This window comes from Ferrithrix thermotolerans DSM 19514 (assembly GCF_900128965.1).
Taxonomy (GTDB): domain Bacteria; phylum Actinomycetota; class Acidimicrobiia; order Acidimicrobiales; family Acidimicrobiaceae; genus Ferrithrix; species Ferrithrix thermotolerans.
In genome coordinates this window covers 16,219-31,769 of sequence record NZ_FQUL01000028.1, presented here as the reverse complement: position 1 = coordinate 31,769, position 15,551 = coordinate 16,219, and the positions used below count along the sequence as shown (strand labels likewise).

General features: G+C 50.7%; 15 protein-coding genes and 2 pseudogenes. 6 read left to right on the top strand and 11 right to left on the bottom strand.

The window, feature by feature from the left end:
* Positions 1-447: pseudogene (locus BUA24_RS08800) on the bottom strand (IS1634 family transposase); the annotation flags it as partial.
* 112 nt (positions 448-559) lie between these two features.
* On the opposite strand from BUA24_RS08800, the gene BUA24_RS11950 reads away from it, so the two are divergent.
* A complete protein-coding gene (locus BUA24_RS11950; protein ID WP_084660369.1) occupies positions 560-856 on the top strand; it encodes a LacI family DNA-binding transcriptional regulator in 297 nt (98 codons plus the stop codon).
* Positions 857-892: 36 nt separating this feature from the next.
* Positions 893-1,576: pseudogene (locus tag BUA24_RS11945) on the top strand (substrate-binding domain-containing protein); the annotation flags it as partial.
* A gap of 38 nt (positions 1,577-1,614) precedes the next feature.
* On the opposite strand, the gene BUA24_RS08790 reads toward BUA24_RS11945, so the two are convergent.
* Positions 1,615-3,159, bottom strand: coding sequence for a S53 family peptidase (locus BUA24_RS08790; RefSeq protein WP_072791466.1), 1,545 nt, complete (start codon positions 3,157-3,159; stop codon positions 1,615-1,617).
* Between the two features lie 354 nt (positions 3,160-3,513).
* On the opposite strand from BUA24_RS08790, the gene BUA24_RS08785 reads away from it, so the two are divergent.
* Positions 3,514-5,031, top strand: coding sequence for a DUF2079 domain-containing protein (locus BUA24_RS08785; RefSeq protein WP_178138775.1), 1,518 nt, complete (start codon positions 3,514-3,516; stop codon positions 5,029-5,031).
* Between the two features lie 130 nt (positions 5,032-5,161).
* Here BUA24_RS08785 and BUA24_RS08780 read toward each other — a convergent pair whose 3' ends face one another.
* On the bottom strand, positions 5,162-5,542 hold the full coding sequence (locus BUA24_RS08780) for a hypothetical protein (RefSeq protein ID WP_072791461.1): 381 nt from the start codon (positions 5,540-5,542) through the stop codon (positions 5,162-5,164).
* A gap of 242 nt (positions 5,543-5,784) precedes the next feature.
* Between BUA24_RS08780 and msrA the strand changes: the two genes are divergently transcribed.
* Both msrA and BUA24_RS08770 read left to right on the top strand, forming a co-directional pair.
* The gene (msrA, locus tag BUA24_RS08775) at positions 5,785-6,402 is read left to right on the top strand and encodes a peptide-methionine (S)-S-oxide reductase MsrA (protein ID WP_072791473.1); all 618 of its coding nucleotides are present in this window, start codon (positions 5,785-5,787) and stop codon (positions 6,400-6,402) included.
* 104 nt (positions 6,403-6,506) lie between these two features.
* Positions 6,507-8,477 carry an ABC transporter ATP-binding protein gene (locus BUA24_RS08770; protein WP_072791458.1) on the top strand — a complete coding sequence of 657 codons (1,971 nt, stop codon included), beginning with the start codon at positions 6,507-6,509 and terminating at the stop codon, positions 8,475-8,477.
* A 490-nt stretch (positions 8,478-8,967) separates the two neighbouring features.
* On the opposite strand, the gene BUA24_RS08765 is transcribed toward BUA24_RS08770, so the two are convergent.
* Both BUA24_RS08765 and BUA24_RS08760 read right to left on the bottom strand, forming a co-directional pair.
* Entirely contained in the window at positions 8,968-9,234 is a 267-nt protein-coding gene (locus tag BUA24_RS08765) for a DUF6295 family protein (protein ID WP_072791456.1), read from the bottom strand.
* 10 nt (positions 9,235-9,244) lie between these two features.
* Complete coding sequence (locus BUA24_RS08760; RefSeq protein WP_072791470.1) at positions 9,245-9,970, bottom strand: dienelactone hydrolase family protein; 726 nt, start codon at positions 9,968-9,970, stop codon at positions 9,245-9,247.
* Positions 9,971-10,455: 485 nt separating this feature from the next.
* Here BUA24_RS08760 and BUA24_RS08755 point away from each other — a divergent pair, with 485 nt between their 5' ends.
* On the top strand, positions 10,456-10,797 hold the full coding sequence (locus BUA24_RS08755; RefSeq protein WP_218587454.1) for an ArsR/SmtB family transcription factor: 342 nt from the start codon (positions 10,456-10,458) through the stop codon (positions 10,795-10,797).
* A 17-nt stretch (positions 10,798-10,814) separates the two neighbouring features.
* Here the strand turns inward: BUA24_RS08755 and BUA24_RS11940 are convergent, their stop codons facing one another.
* From BUA24_RS11940 to BUA24_RS08725, 6 genes are all read right to left on the bottom strand, one after another.
* Positions 10,815-11,519: a Rieske (2Fe-2S) protein gene (locus BUA24_RS11940; RefSeq protein ID WP_084660366.1), complete on the bottom strand. Its 705-nt coding sequence runs from the start codon at positions 11,517-11,519 to the stop codon at positions 10,815-10,817.
* Positions 11,519-12,028 carry a DsrE/DsrF/DrsH-like family protein gene (locus BUA24_RS08745; protein WP_072791450.1) on the bottom strand — a complete coding sequence of 170 codons (510 nt, stop codon included), beginning with the start codon at positions 12,026-12,028 and terminating at the stop codon, positions 11,519-11,521. The genes BUA24_RS11940 and BUA24_RS08745 overlap by 1 nt, the downstream gene beginning before the upstream one ends.
* A gap of 88 nt (positions 12,029-12,116) precedes the next feature.
* Positions 12,117-12,569, bottom strand: coding sequence for a biotin/lipoyl attachment domain-containing protein (locus BUA24_RS08740; protein WP_072791447.1), 453 nt, complete (start codon positions 12,567-12,569; stop codon positions 12,117-12,119).
* A gap of 3 nt (positions 12,570-12,572) precedes the next feature.
* Entirely contained in the window at positions 12,573-13,013 is a 441-nt protein-coding gene (gene gcvH, locus BUA24_RS08735; protein WP_072791444.1) for a glycine cleavage system protein GcvH, read from the bottom strand.
* Between the two features lie 3 nt (positions 13,014-13,016).
* Positions 13,017-13,286, bottom strand: coding sequence for a hypothetical protein (locus tag BUA24_RS08730; RefSeq protein ID WP_084660365.1), 270 nt, complete (start codon positions 13,284-13,286; stop codon positions 13,017-13,019).
* A gap of 45 nt (positions 13,287-13,331) precedes the next feature.
* The gene (locus tag BUA24_RS08725; RefSeq protein ID WP_072791438.1) at positions 13,332-15,548 is read right to left on the bottom strand and encodes a (Fe-S)-binding protein; all 2,217 of its coding nucleotides are present in this window, start codon (positions 15,546-15,548) and stop codon (positions 13,332-13,334) included.
* Positions 15,549-15,551 lie beyond the last annotated feature (3 nt).

Here is a 15,551-nt window from a genome sequence, read left to right as displayed (position 1 = left end):
GAAGGTCACATCACAACCCTTGACCCGGCACGTCAGCTCTTCGAGGGTGTCGAGTTCGCTCAAAAGGGTACGAAAGCTCGCCACCTCTTGACCGTCTCTGTTGACCTTGGTTGCGGCCTTGGCCTTAGCAGAGGCGGAGACCACCTTCTTGGCAACGGGTGAGCTTGGTTTTGGTGGCTCCTCATCACGGAAGGTCAACTCGCTCAAGCGCTCCTTTGCGAGATGGAGAAGGTGGGCACTTAGCATGCAGGCAAAGAGGGATGCGCGAACTCGATCCTCGAGGTAGTGGGGAATGGGCCTGACGTTGATATCGATACTCTTCATGGAGCGAAAGGCCCTCTCTAAGTTGGCGAGGTTCTTGTAATAGCTCACCACCTCCACGGCGGATGCCTGAGTCTCCTTGAGCGTCGTTCGAATCACATAGATCCCATCGAGTGCGCTCTCGGCGGCGATGGTCTCATCGTTTGGGTGAAAGTCAAATACATAAAGAGGAACAACGCCATAGAGTAGATGGTCGGAAAACAAGCTGGTGTGACACATGCAGTCAGGCAACTGTTAGATGAATAAGCAGAAGGTGACCATGAAAGAGGTGGCCAAGAGAGCTAACATCTCCCTGGGCACTGTTTCGAACGTATTGAACGATCCTTCAAGAGTCTCAAAATCGACAAGAGAACGCGTCATGAAGGCGATTGAGGAGACTGGTTTTGTCCGCGACACTGCTGCGAGACAGCTCCGCGGTGCTGCTTTGCGCGCAGTGGGGATCGTAGTCCTAGATTCGACCAATCCATTTTTCACTGAGATCATAAGAGGAGCTGAGGACGCTCTAAGAGAGGCAGGTTACGTCCTAATTGCGTGATCAACGGATGAATTACCTGTAGTAGAGGCTCAGTACCTAAAACTTCTCGAAGAACATTGCGTGGAAGGGATCCTTATCACGCCATCAACCGAAGACCTAACAAAGATCTATAACCTGAAGCACAAGGGCTTCCCGGTGGTGCTATTGGATCGTCAGGCGACTTCGAAGGAGATCTGCTCCGTCACGGTAAATGACGTAGAGGGCGGAACTATGGCACTCGACCACCTAATCGGTCGAGGTCATGAGCGTATCCTCTTTATCAACGGACCCTTGAATATTTGCCAGTGCCACGACCGTAGAGTAGGAGTGCTAGCTTCCATCGAGCGACACCGACTGTCATATCAAGAGATCCAACTAACAGAGCTTTTCGTCCCATCGCTAACACTTAACTTCAGAGAAAGTACCGCACAAACGATCTCTGCGGAGTTTAAGCTCCGAGAGTTTACGGCGATCGTCTGTGCTAACGATCTCCTAGCTTTGGGAGTAATTCGTGCCTGTTCAAAACAAGGAATCGCAATTCCTAAAGATATAGTTTTGGTAGGGTATGACGATATTACCTTTGCCTCAATGGTATCACCGTCTCTAACCTCAGTTCGTCAACCTCAACATGAACTTGGTTATCGAGCTGCAAAGCTGCTGCTGGAGGAGCTACACGACGGCAGCCATAGATATAGACAGATACGTTTTAGTCCCTCTATCGTGCCCCGGGAGTCCACTTAGACAACCATAAACCAGTATCTGAAGTCCATCATGATCAGCTAGATGGATGAGTCTATGACGGATCCGTTCGGCGACCCCAGGCCAGTACATGCGTCCCATCCCGGACCAGCGACATACGCACCGTTGTTGCCAATGGTAATGTCATAAAAGGCGGCGCTGGCGGATCCAAAGCTACGTTGTTCAAGTTGATAGAGCGATGGATTCCAGAACCCTAAAGGCTTTTTGTTCTTCTCCACCAGCCGGGCGATGAGTCCGGCTACTAGAGGTGCTACAGCACTGGTACCACCTACGACAATAGATGATCCATCCACCAGTATCTGATACCCTGTATTTGGGTCTGCGTTCCCCGATACATCTGGTACACCTCTTCCAGGTCCTGCTTGGGGGTTAGCAGAAGGCGGTAGAGTAACACTTTGCTGATACGTTGGCACAGGAAATACAGCACTGATACCCCCTCCAGTTGCACCGCCTCCGCTAGCTTGATCGTTCCAGACAACCTCGCTTACGATCTGTCCGTTAGAACCGATCTGCAAAGAGGTGCCTCCACACGCCAGCGCGTAGGGTGCAGAAGCAGGAAAGTCGACGTGCGCCAAACCGTCGCTTACTCCGTCGGAGGATCCATTATCACCGGCTGCGACGGTAACCGTTACACCAAGTACAGTAGCCTCTTCAATCACCTGCGCCATAAGCTGGATTGAGCTTGAGGACCAGGTTTCTTCTGGTCCACCCCAGCTTATCGAGATCGCAGAGGGCGAAAGAGATCGATCGTGTGCCGCCTGCGAGACTGCATCGATAAAGCCTTGATTGGTGTTAGGAGCAAAGTAGACTCCGATCTTTGCATCTGGAGCCACAGACCCTACCACCTCGATATCTAACATCACCTCACCGTCGGGACCACTTGGCGTACCAGGAGAGTTAGTTCCCCCGTCGACGCTAACTGCAGTCACTACAGGTGGATTCAACCCAAGACCCTTGAAGTAAGAGTCGATATCGCTTGTTCTAAATCCTCCACCAAGCTCGATCAAGGCAACAGAGACCCCTTTACCACTAAGGTTAGGAGGAAACCCATAGGCATCTGCTACCTGAAGCGGAGTATAGGACACAGCGGTGCTGTTTGCAGGGCGCAGTTTCGCATGCGCCTGTGGTGAGGTGTCTAAACCAAGCACATCTACGATCAAAGGGCGTAACTCAGATGGGAGAGTTAGTTCCTCTTCAGGCGCTCTAAATGGCTCCCCATCTCGACCTCGGTAGTGTCGTAGCTGCGTACCGAATGCTCTTGAGACAGCGTCTGCTGTGCCTGTCGCACTTATTCTTCTGCGGGCCCTGTCAACCTCATTTACCGTAAAGGCGTTCTCCCTAAGATACCTGGTAACCGTCTCCACATCCTCCTCGGAAGCTCCAAAACGGCTCTCCAACTCATCGTGACCGATGGGGTAAGCGGTTTCACTTGATGTCGGGTACAGCTCTTGAGCTCCTTGTCTGCGGAGATAGATGCTTATCGTGATCTCCTCGGCCGGGGCGGTTCTATCGAGCGCCTCTTCGGAACTGTGATCCTTAGTAAAGTGTCGACCTGAATAGGGCATACATCCTCCTCAAAATAGCACCCCTACTGCTCGTTGAGTCGTTGGGCACCTCTACATCCTAAGCGTATCACCTTGATAAAGAGGGAAACAGGGTTTGAACTTTACTCACTTTATATGCCTACTGCGCAGCAAGATCTCAGGTAGGCAAACGACGCCCATCTCTTCTGCACAAACTACAAGGGCCTCGTATCGGGTTGCTTTACTCGCATTACAAAGCCCCACTCGACACACCGAACCCTCATGATACAATGCAAAGGTGCGATGTACCTTCGCTACCATAAAGCCCGAAGACCAATTGATCTAAATCTCAGCAAAAGCCGAAGCAGAATGATAGCAAGCGAAAAAGAACAAGGGATGTTACGCCAAAATAAGAAAATTAAGGGGAAGATCAAAGATAAGCTCCCTTTGCTATGGGGCGCAACCGCCGCCGTGGTTGCGTTGGGTATGATTGTGCACTCTGTTTCGATGTTTCATCTATTTGAACTTACGCCTGACTTTGCCAACTTCTATCAAGCCACCTACCTCATAGCTCACGGTCATCTATACCCCTTCGACACCGTGTTTCCTCACAACTATCCGCACTACGGATTCCCTTTCTTAAAATCTCACGGTGAGGTATTTACTTGGGCACTTGCCCCATTGATTTGGCTATCTCCTTCTGGAGTAGCCTTGCTCGTGGCGCAAGACCTAGCGATAGCTGGATCTCAGCTTCTAGCAGCTCTTTGCATCCACGCAATACTTCAGAAAAGAGGAGTAGTAACCGAGGTCATAACTACATTGGTGTTTGTATTTCTAAACCCGTGGTACTACTTCGCGGCGTTCTTTGACTTTCATCTAGAACCCTTCGCACTGCTATTTCTTACTGCCTTGATCTTCAGCTACATAGATGGGAAAAGATATCTCGCCGCAGTCCTTGCGATCTTGGTGGCATCCACCGGTGATGTTCCCGCTACCTATCTAGTGGGCGTAGGACTAGGGCTATTCTTGATCTCCCCTAGTAAAAACCGCAGTGCCTTGTTCTTTGCCGCATTCGGTCTTTCCGTCTTCGTATTTGACTCGCTCTTTCATCTCAACGAGGCGTCATCGCTTCTAAGTCGTTACGGATATCTCGCCGGTAACAAAGCACCTCTTAACGTTGGATCATTATTAGTAGGCGTGCTTTCACATCCTAGTATCGCGTTTGAAACACTACGGGGAAACGCCAAGTACGTGGCGCCATTCCTTGGAAGCGGGGGTGTCATCGGTCTCCTGACCCCTCTTGGTCTGGCTATCTCAGCGGTGGTACTAATGGGGCCAATTCTTGTGCCAAACGCTACATTTCTGCAGAATTACGATTCATTCCAGATCATCGCCATCGAGCCGGCTCTAGCTATCTCAGGAGCCCTCGTCATAGCGTGGACCGGCAAAAACAGAGAGCGCCTTTTGGCGAAAGTAGCGGAGGCAGCCCTGTGGCTCTCTGTCGTCTCGGCTGTGGTTATCACATATCCAAATTTGCTATCCGCCAAGGACTTCAACGCTACAGTTACACGAGGGATCGCTACCGATTTATCCCGTACTCTTAGAAAGATTCCAAACACCGCAGAGGTGATAGTTGCGAACGGGGTTGCCGGGAGGTTCGCTGCTAGAAGGCTGATATACCCGATAGTTTCGTTCCAGAACATCTACGTTCCAATCTGGAGTCACACAACTTACGTCGTTGTGTCAACACAGGGAATTTCGGATCCTACTGCGATGCAGCTAAGGGTGATCAGCCACTTCTTGTTATCAGAATCGGGGTCGGTACGTGCACTTATCAATACTCCGACCGTTTCTGTCTATGAAATTAATTCAAAAAGTGTCGGTTACTATCTCCGGTTTCCACCAACGGCTTAGAGGGTCTTTACCTCAAGGTTAGATTGATACTGACAATAAAGACAGTTTGCACTAGTCGGTCTACGATGAACCGAGAGCCCTTAGTGGTAGACCGCGCCCGCTAGGTTACACGCGGTCTACCTCGCTCACTTTAGGCAACCCGCTTTAGTTCACTGTTCTCAAGCTGAGTAGCCTGGTCCTCTATCTTACGATTAAGTCCGGCAAAGAATCCGTACACCGCATAAAGCACCAGAGCAAAGCCACCTAGGGCCAAACCGGTCAGGCTTACCCCAACCCATGGGTAACGCAGAGCTGGAATCTGCCACAAGGTCCACAGGTTTGTGTTTGCCAGCCAGGCTAGCACCAAACCAAGCACCAAGGACAAAAACGCTCTAGACTCTCTTGCCTTGGAGTAGAGCCGCTCACCGAGCAATAAAAGCCCCACGATGGCTAATGAGAAGAAGAGAACTAATGCAAATACATGCATATCTGCCTCCTTTCGTTCAAAGCTTCCCTGTGACACTACTTTCACATGAAAGATTTAAACCTTATACCGCGAAACACCTACCTCGAAAGAACTATTCCCGCAAACCATTCACTCCTTCTGCAGCACTAATCTTGTAAAGGTCCCAACCGATGAAAATCTTTCTCTGAACCTCGCAAGCGTGGGTTTGCCTAATACGGGCATACTTCGGAGGCTAGGTTGTTATATCACTACAGTAACAACCTAAATAAGGGCGGCGTGTTGTGTTTGGTTCAAGGTCTAAGACGGAGATGGTGACAGAGGAAAGGGCTCTACGAGGCAGAGACAGGGCCATGGAGGTGTCAGAGAAGCACTTCATCTTGGGCACACCACTGACAGACCCATTCCCCGAGGAGATGGTCAAGGCTTACTTCGCCCTGGGATGTTTCTGGGGAGCCGAGAGGGTCTTTTGGCAACTTGATGGTGTGTACTCAACAGCGGTAGGGTACGCCGGAGGTTTTACCTCTAACCCAACGTACGAAGAGGTCTGCTCTTCAAAGACGGGGCACGCCGAGACTGTGATGGTCGTCTACGATCCTGACAAGATCTCCTATCGGGATCTGGTAGCTAAGTTCTTTGAATCCCATGATCCCACTCAGTACATGAGGCAAGGTAACGACATCGGTACCCAGTACCGATCCGCAATCTTTACCTGCAGCGACGAGCAACAGGCGATCGCACAAGAGGTGGCGACCACCTACCAGATAAGGCTGAAGGAGAGCGGATTCAGTGACATCGTTACAGAGATCACTCCCTTCACCAACTTCTACTATGCAGAAGACTACCATCAACAGTACCTGGGCAAAAACCCAGCGGGCTACTGTGGCCTCGGAGGGACCGGAGTTAGTTGTCCTACTGGGGTTCTCTAAAGATAGATCAGGTGGAGACGCCCGGCTTTCTACTTGTCAGCAAAAACGGTCCATCATGGCGCCCCGCCAGGTCACAGATAAAGACGTAGGAGTTAGAGGCATTGATGAATCAGCCAGGAGGAGCCGCCTTCGCTATGGCGATGCGCTCCATGAGACGTGACGACACACTAAAGTCTGCCCACATAAGACCGGGTACTGCAAAGAGGATGATGCGCTTTGCCGCCCCATACAAACGAACACTTGCATGGTTCCTAATTCTGATCGTCTTTGATTCGTTGATCGGGGTCGCCAATCCCCTTTTGTACCGAGCAATTATAAACAACGGAATAATCGACAAGAACGCCCACCTGATCGTCGTTCTTGCGATAGTGGTAGCTTTGCTTGCTCTTGGAGACGCGGTCCTATCGATCTTTGAGCGTTACGCATCTGCGAAGGTTGGAGAAGGACTCATCTACGACATGCGCTCGAAGGTCTTCGCCCACATCCAGGAGATGCCTGTCGCTTTCTTTACCCGAACTCAGACCGGCGCCCTGATCTCAAGGTTGAACAACGACGTCCTCGGGGCTCAGAGTGCATTTACGAACACGCTTTCCTCTGTGGTATCTAATCTCTTGACCGTTGTACTGGTCCTCGGAGCCATGTTCTTTCTCTCGTGGCAGATCACCTTGGCCTCTTTGGTAATTGTTCCACTTTTCATCCTTCCCGCAAAGTGGGTAGGCCGAAAACTCTCCGCCATTACACGTGAGTCCTACAACCTCAATGCTTCAATGACAAACACAATGACAGAGAGGTTCAACGTAGCCGGTGCTGTGTTGGTAAAGCTCTTCGGTAGGCCCGAACATGAACTCGGAAACTTCCAAAGCCGAGCCGCCAGGGTGCGAGATATCGGTATCACCCAAGCGATGTACTCAAGGTTTTTCTTCGTCGCTCTTATCCTGACAGCCTCAATCGCAACGGCCATCGTGTACGGATGGGGTGGAGTATTGGCTGTAAAGGGTGAACTCACCGTGGGAACACTAGTCGCCCTAACGGCTTATTTAGGGCGACTGTATGGTCCTTTGACATCGCTGTCAAACATACAGGTTGACATCATGACGGCCCTGGTCTCCTTTGACAGGGTCTTTGAGGTCCTAGACCTTGAACCAATGATCAAGCAGAACGAAGAAGCCATCGAACTACCCGACGTCGAGGCTTCCATAGACTTTGACCACGTGGACTTTACTTACCCAAGTGCTAAAGAGGTATCTCTCGCATCCCTAGAGTCCGTAGCTGTACTAGACAGCAAGGTTCCTCAGCAGGTCCTCTTTGACGTCTCGTTTCGGGTAGAGCCAGGTGAGATGGTGGCCTTGGTCGGCCCATCAGGAGCGGGGAAGACGACACTTTCATCTCTGATACCTAGGCTGTACGACGTAACCGGTGGTGCAATAAGGATCAACGGCGTGGATATCAGAGAGGCAACGCTAGCCTCTCTCAACAAGATGGTAGGGGTAGTAACCCAAGATGCTCATCTATTTCACGACACGATACGAGCCAACCTGCTTTACGCTAAGCCTGACGCCACAGAAGAGGAGATGTACGAGGCTCTCTCTGGGGCTCAGATCTTGGATCTAGTGGAGTCCTTGGAAGACGGACTCGATACTGTAGTCGGCGACAGGGGATACCGCCTTTCAGGAGGAGAGAAGCAGCGAATAGCGATAGCTCGGCTTTTGCTGAAGGCTCCAAAGATCGTCGTACTCGATGAAGCAACGGCACACCTTGACTCTGAATCTGAGCTCCAGGTTCAGGAGGCACTACGCCAGGCTCTAAAGGGTCGAAGCTCGATCGTGATAGCTCATCGACTCTCCACAATCAGAGAGGCATCAAAGATCGTCGTTTTAGAGAAGGGTCACGTGGTCCAAGTCGGAACACATGATCAGCTTCTGCAACAGGGGGGACTCTATGCAGAGCTCTACGCAATTCAGTTCGCATCTCAAAGCTCCGAGACCGACAGTACTATTACAAATTATCAAGCGCCCATCGACGGTGACAGCGCAACACCTTCTCAGGTAGTTGGAGCGATAGATCACAGCTCTTAGGTGGTTGGTTTAGAAGATTCACCTACTGCGAGTTCCTCACCAGATGGGACCTTTGTGCCAAAAGCATTACTTAAGGCGTCTACCGTAGTTGTCCTCATCCAGACCAAGGGCTCAAAACCGAAAAGATCGAGTTTGGCGCCGACGTAACTTGTTACCTACATGGAGCTAAAGACAGCACTGAACGCGCGCCTATTACCTTGAGAGCCTCGGCTTTGCGCCTTGAGGCAGTAGATCCTTTACTTTAAGCGCAAATCTAGGATCCTTCAACGTCTTAGTCGATACCATCGTCTATGCAGATAAGGTATCTCCTTTTAGGAATTTGGAAACCCTTGCGCATCTGCAAGCTCTGCGTCACTCAATACGAAGCGATCGCTAAATCGTCAAAGATGGAGCCCTTACCCCTTGGCATCTGAGTAAAAGCTCCAAGGGCGGAAGGTTCAGATAGGAAACGCTTACCATGGGCTTTGAAGTCCTAAATCAAAGATCCTAACTACGCCTTGCCAGCGAGCTCAGGAAAGGCACTAACCGTCTCCAAGATGGCGTGTGCTAAAGCGACTGCCGACTTTGGATCGAGTTCAACGGCGACACGAAACGATGCACCAAGATCTGGATTTATGAAGTCGATATTGAGGGAATGATCGTAAAGAGCGTGCACCGGATGGTCAAGATAAACCGTAGCCTCTTTAGCCGCAAACCATCCCTCGGCGCCTTTGGCCGAACCGATAAGTTCAACTTTGTTCGTTAGATATGTACACATAGAATTCCTATCAGCCAAGATGCTTTCCGTAAAACGCCCAGATCTTCTCCCAGCCGTCGTTCGCAGCCTCGACTCGGTAGCTAGGGCGATTTGGAGCGAAAAACGCATGTCCTGCGCCTTCGTAGATATGGAACTCATGTTCCTTGCCGAGTTTTGTAAGCTCGTCATCAAGTACTTTTACCTCATCTGGTGATGGGTATGAGTCCTCTCGGCCAAATAGCCCAAGGAGTGGTGCGGAGAGATTACGCGCTATACCCATCAAAGCCTTTACCTTAAGCGGAGCTCCCTCCGGCGGATCAGACACTACGAAGGCACCGTAGCAGTCGACAGCAGCATCCAACTGAAGTGAACATGCCGCTAAGAAGGCTTGCCTGCCTCCGGAGCAGTAGCCAATAATACCTACTTTGTGGTTGGAGTTCGCCTGGGATCGCAGAAACTTAGTTGCGCCATCCACATCGCCTACGAGCCGTTCGTCTGGAACACCCCCTTGCGCACGGGCCGCAGCAGCCGCATCGTCTGGCTCTGCATCTGGAGCCTCTCGGTAGTAAAGATTCGGCATAAGCGCCAGATATCCATTAGCCGCAAACTTCCTAGTGATCTCTTTTGTGGCAGCGTCGTAACCTGGCATATGATGAATTACCACAACAGAGCCGTAGGGTCCTTCACCTAGTGGTCGAGCAAAGTAACCCTCAACCATATCACCGTTAGCGCCAGCAAAGTAAACCGTCTCGGCCATCAACTTGTCGTACTTGGACACCAATTTCCTCTCAGATACATCGAATACCGTTATCTTAGTTGAGCATTACAACTAAGTTTCAAATTCACAACTATAAGCTTCTCAAAATCTCTAAAGGCGCCAAACATTACCCACAGGATCTAATCTAAAACCTCGTAAGTCGTTAGCCTACAGATACCTAACCTATGCGATCTTTGTCAATTACATGTCATCCGATCGCCAATACTACTCACTAACCAACCTCATCCATCCCGAGGTGACGGACCCTCAGCCGCTTGTCTTTTCCTTACTTGGCTAGTTGCTTTGCGAAACCTCCTTTGTCTAGTTCTCCAGATGGGTAGAGATCTACATGCGCATCTGAGCAAAAACGCATAGTGCTAGATCTTGAAGAGATCAAAGTACTACACTTAGAGCTGTAGGGTCAAAGGGTAAGCACGAGAAGCTGAGGTACTAAACTACCAGCAGATAGCAGCATGGGAGCAAGGTTGAGCACGGACGATGTTGTAACGCTAAGAAAAGAGATGGACGAATTAGTAGGAACCATGTGCAAAGCCATGAACGATCCCAAACGTCTGATGATTCTGTACGCACTTAGAGAGGGACCCCTAAGCGTAGGCAACATCGCCGATCTCCTTGAGTCCAACCAGGCAAATATATCCCAGCACCTAGCCGTGCTTAGAGAAAGAGGACTTGTGGAAAGCTCAAGGCAGGGAAACTCAATCTTTTATTCGCTAAGGCATCCAAAGATTATCGACGCCATTGATACCTTACGGCTAGTCATGCAAGAAGAGATCTCGAGGCGAACCGAACTTTACTACTCCATCTGAAAGTTCACGCCCCTATATCAAGGTTCTGGGACGATCCAGACTCTACCTTCTCTTTCAAAGACATCAAAGTGCTTTACGTCACTGTCCGCAGGGCCACGCACTCGTTCTCCACTTACGATATCGAAACGACTCCCATGTCTCGGACAGGTCACAACTCCATCTTCAACCTCGCCTTCGGAAAGCTTCGCTCCGCTGTGGGTACAACGGTTCTCAAGACAACCAAGCCTTCCTCCCCCTCTCCAAAGGGCAACGGAACAGCCTTCGACCTCAAACTCTCCTAAGAGACCTAAGCGTCCCGCAATATCGGAACTGTTTAGAACAGCAATAGGTTCCCTAACCCCAAGATCATCTGCAGCCAAACGTCTAGACAGAGCGGCCCCAATACCCCCTGCAGAGCTGACGAGGTTAAATCCGTTCCGCTCAGCAAACAACCAGAGAGACTGATCAGGAACGTCTATGACCCCACAGAGTAGTATCGTGGGAGCCAGCTCTCTAATTCGGTGGACCATCTCCATCACTTCATCCTCTGCGTGGGGCACCGGAACCACAACGGCAACAGCGGCTCTGTCGGTCAGTTCAGCACTCGACAGTGTAGAGCTAAAGAAAAGATCGACCCCTGATCGTCGGCTCATATTCTCAAGAGACCGACGAGTTGCAGGGGCCACCAACTTTGACACCACTATCGACCTGCACGGTCCAGATGTGGGACTGTGAACTGCCATTAGATGAACAGAGTTATATCTGCGTCTGCCGCCATATCTATAAAGCTAGCTGCTCCAATTGGAATGCCTACTCCTTCGATAAAGTCGTCTTTTGTCAGGCCATAGAGATCCATCGTCATCTGACATGGATGTAACCGAACCCCGAGATCTTGTGCCATCTCCAACAGTTCACGCGGTGAAGCTACTTTGTACTCATTTGCAAGCATCTTGATCATCTTCGTCCCCGCACCGCCAAAGTGTATCTTTCCCAGCTTCAACCGATCGGTACCACCCGGATCCACAATGGACTCAGCCTTTTGCATCCAGTTCTTGCCGGTAACGCGCACTTCATTTTTCTGAAGCACCCTAAGACCCCAAAAAGTAAAAAATACATCTACCTCAAGACCTGATGCAGCAGCGGTACTGGCAAGAATCAAAACAGGCCAAACCCTATCGAGATCTGAACTCCAGCAGATCATCGCCATCTTTTTGGCTCGGTCAAAACCATCAATTTCTAAGCTATCCGACATCTAATACCCCCCTTGAACTAAAAGACGCAGAGTACGCATGTGCGCATCTGCAGCTCATTATAACTAACACCTTTCGCCTACGCAGCACTTACTCTTCACAGCGAAAACATCTAAGTCCCGTCTCATCAATTAATTTCTTGTAACGCTCCATCGCCTCCTTCCCGTCGACCAAAAGATCCAGCTCCTCAGGGTTACTCAACACAATCCGATAGAACCAGCCCGACCCGTAAGGGTCTCTGTTGCTGATCGCAACGTCTGAGTCAAAGGCAATCTTGTTGTTCTCAAGGATCTCCCCACTTACCGGTGAGACGAACGGACCCACCCACTTGGCACTCTCGATCGCAGAAAGCGCCTTGCCTCGTGTTACTTTTTTGCCTGGAGCCTTCCAACTCACCTGTACAAGCCGACCGCATCGACTCTGTGCAACGTCGGTCATACCTAAAGACACAGTCTCTCCAACTACCTTTACCCAAACGTCATAGTCAAGGTCGTAGAGGAGGTCCTCAGGTACGACACAACCTGCCCAGCTCTGGATCGCCATCTGTTACTCACTTGCGCAGGAGATACCCTCGGCGTCCAAGAACTCCCGATACTTCTCTACGCCTTCATCTCCTGTGACCAACAAAGATCTATCAGCATCCCAGTCCACGGGCCTTACCTTTGCAATCCAACCCGAGCCGTAGGGGTCTTCGTTGACAAGACCGGGGTTTTTTGCAAGCTCATTGTTTACCTCTGCGATCTCACCCTCCACAGGACTTGGCACGGGACCTACCCACTTACCGCTTTCAACGGTAGCTACAGACTTTCCTCTCTTTATGGGCTTTCCCTCACCCTTTAGAGAGACGGAGATGACCGTCTTCGCCATGTTTTGTGCCACGTCGGTAAGTCCAACTAGCACCACGTCACCGTCTGGCTTTGCCCAAACGTGCTTTTCAACCACGTAGTAGAGTTCGGCAGGAATATTACAACCGTTTACGGAACTCATCGACTATTGACTCTCCTTATCTAAAGTATCACCTAACATATACAGATCTGGATGAGCACCTAAGAGATGACTGAGCAGCATATCGCAGCCGACTACTCTTATCTCTCTGTTGTACTCCTTCACGAAAGCGTCGCTGGAGTAACCAGGTTTTATCGGCGACTGATGAGACTCGCCACAGACCATACAGGTTACCTTGTAGTAGTTCTTTGAACCACCTCTATATATCTCAACGAGATCGTCATGCGTGTCCACCATATGAGCGTGGGTGTCCATATACGAACCTCTAAACTCACAGCTTGGACACTTAGCGTCCATTATCTACTGTCCCTCTTGAGACTCGAACGCCTCAGAACTCAAAGAGGAACCCGACACTGCGACTAACTGATCTGCCATCATCGCTTCGTAGAAAAGCTCCACAATATCGACCACGGCAATCTTGCCTTCGTTCCCTGTCGTCTTTACAGCATCTGAAAACATAGCGTAGTCTTTAGGACAGGCAACTACAAAGTAGTCGACCCCCAAGGAAGCAGCCTCACGCATACGATTCTCGGACGGTCGCTCGTTCAGGAACGAATCGTCCATCCATATACGCCCACCGCCTGCTCCACAGCAGAAGCTGTTGTCCCTGTGTCGAGGCATTTCCACCAGATCACACCCCAAACCTGATATTACAGCCCGCGGTGCATCGAAGATTCTATTATAACGCCCAAGATAGCAGGGATCGTGGTAGGTAACCTGCTTGGTTAGCTTGGACAATGACACCTTATCCCCTTGGTATAGAAGCTGCGCTAGAAGTTCACTGTAGTGCATAACCGGAGCTGATAGACCAAACGCCGGGTACTCGTTCCGCAAGGTGTTAAACGAGTGAGGGTCGGTCGTAATTATCTTGTCAAAGCTCGCAGAGGAGAAAGCCTTCATGTTCTCCTCTACAAGCATCTCAAAGAGACCTTCCTCACCGGCTCTGCGCACATCGTTACCGGCGTTGCGTTCCGCCTCGTACAAGATACCAAAGCTAATACCGGCAGCATTTAGGACCTTCGCAAAGGTCCTGGATATCTCGACCAGCCGCTCATCAAAAGAAGCGAAATCACCGAGGAACCAGAGATACTCGACGTGTTCTTTGCGTGCATCGGGCACGGGAAAGTCAAGAGACTTTACCCATCTCGCCCTCATGCGTGCTGACTTGCCAAAGGAGTTACCCTGGCTAGCGATATTCTGCAACGCACTCTGAAGCGTCGGGTCCATTACCCCTTCATCCACCAAAGATCTTCTCAGCTGAACAATCAGAGGTACGTGCTCTATACCCACAGGACATATCTCAACACACGCCATACACGTCGTACAGCTCCAAAGCGTACGCTCCCATATCACGTCACCTGCAAGGCGCCCTTCGGTATTGTGAGGCCCTGAACCATCGGGTCTTTCCTCCCAGTCCAAGATCATCGGGTTCTTGGTAGAGCGATCGACCCACTGTCTAAGGTCCAATATCAGATCCCTCGGCGACAGCGGAGCTCCTACGGTACGTGCCGGGCATACGCCGTGGCACCTTCCACACTTTGTGCAGGCATCCAGACCGACCAGATCCTTCTCCGTAAAGTCACGCAACTCTCGATAGCCGATGTGATCCGGTGGAGACGGTGGAAGAACTCTAGTTGTAGCTGGATTACGCAACGCAAGGTTCGCCGGGGAGGAGAGGATATGCAGTGCCTTTGAAAACGGTATGTAAGCCACAAACGCAAGTGCCATGAGCACATGGATCCACCACAGCGTTGGATGTATCTCACGGGCTAAGGCCGGTGATACCCCCACTGCTTTCCAGGTCTCCCCTATCAGATACCCTACAAAGGTCCACTTCTCAAAGGATGGGAAGTTAGAACCATCGATCCTTAGACCCTGGATGAGAAAGCCTGTTACGATTATCAAGAGCAGGCCACCTACGAAGACGTGATCTCCTAGGGCCATCTTGACCCTCTTGTAGCCGCCTTCAGGCTTGTACGCTCGTTCGTAGTCCAGCTCCTTCTCCTTTGAGAAGATCCGTCTCATGTAAAGAAGTGCAGCACCAAGGAGCGCCGCCACACCGGCCATGTTGAAGATGAAGTTGTAGGTCAGATAGAACCATCCCTTGAAGAAAGATCGTTCTTTCCCGAAGAAGATTCTGGTTATGTTGCCGTAGACGTCGTAGTCCAAAGACAAGATAGTGGTGGCTAAGAAGAGCCCTATGAATCCCCAGAACATGAGCAGGTGAGCCATCCCAACCGAGGGTTTTCTCCTTGCAATCGTCTTGTTGGTAGCGACATCTACCAAGGAGCGCACATGCGACGGTGGCTCGGTCACCTCCTCTATCCCCTTGGCCTTACCACCTCGAAAGTTCCAACCAGTCAGTTTCCGTCCGGATCTATACTTCTTGATCCTTCTGATAAGACCGGTAAAGAACACCAACAAGGTGACAAATGCCAGAACATAAAAGATCAGCTTCTCTAGAGAAGTCTCACCTCCGAAGATCTTTCTAGTCTCGACTACGGCGTCTATCCACATGAC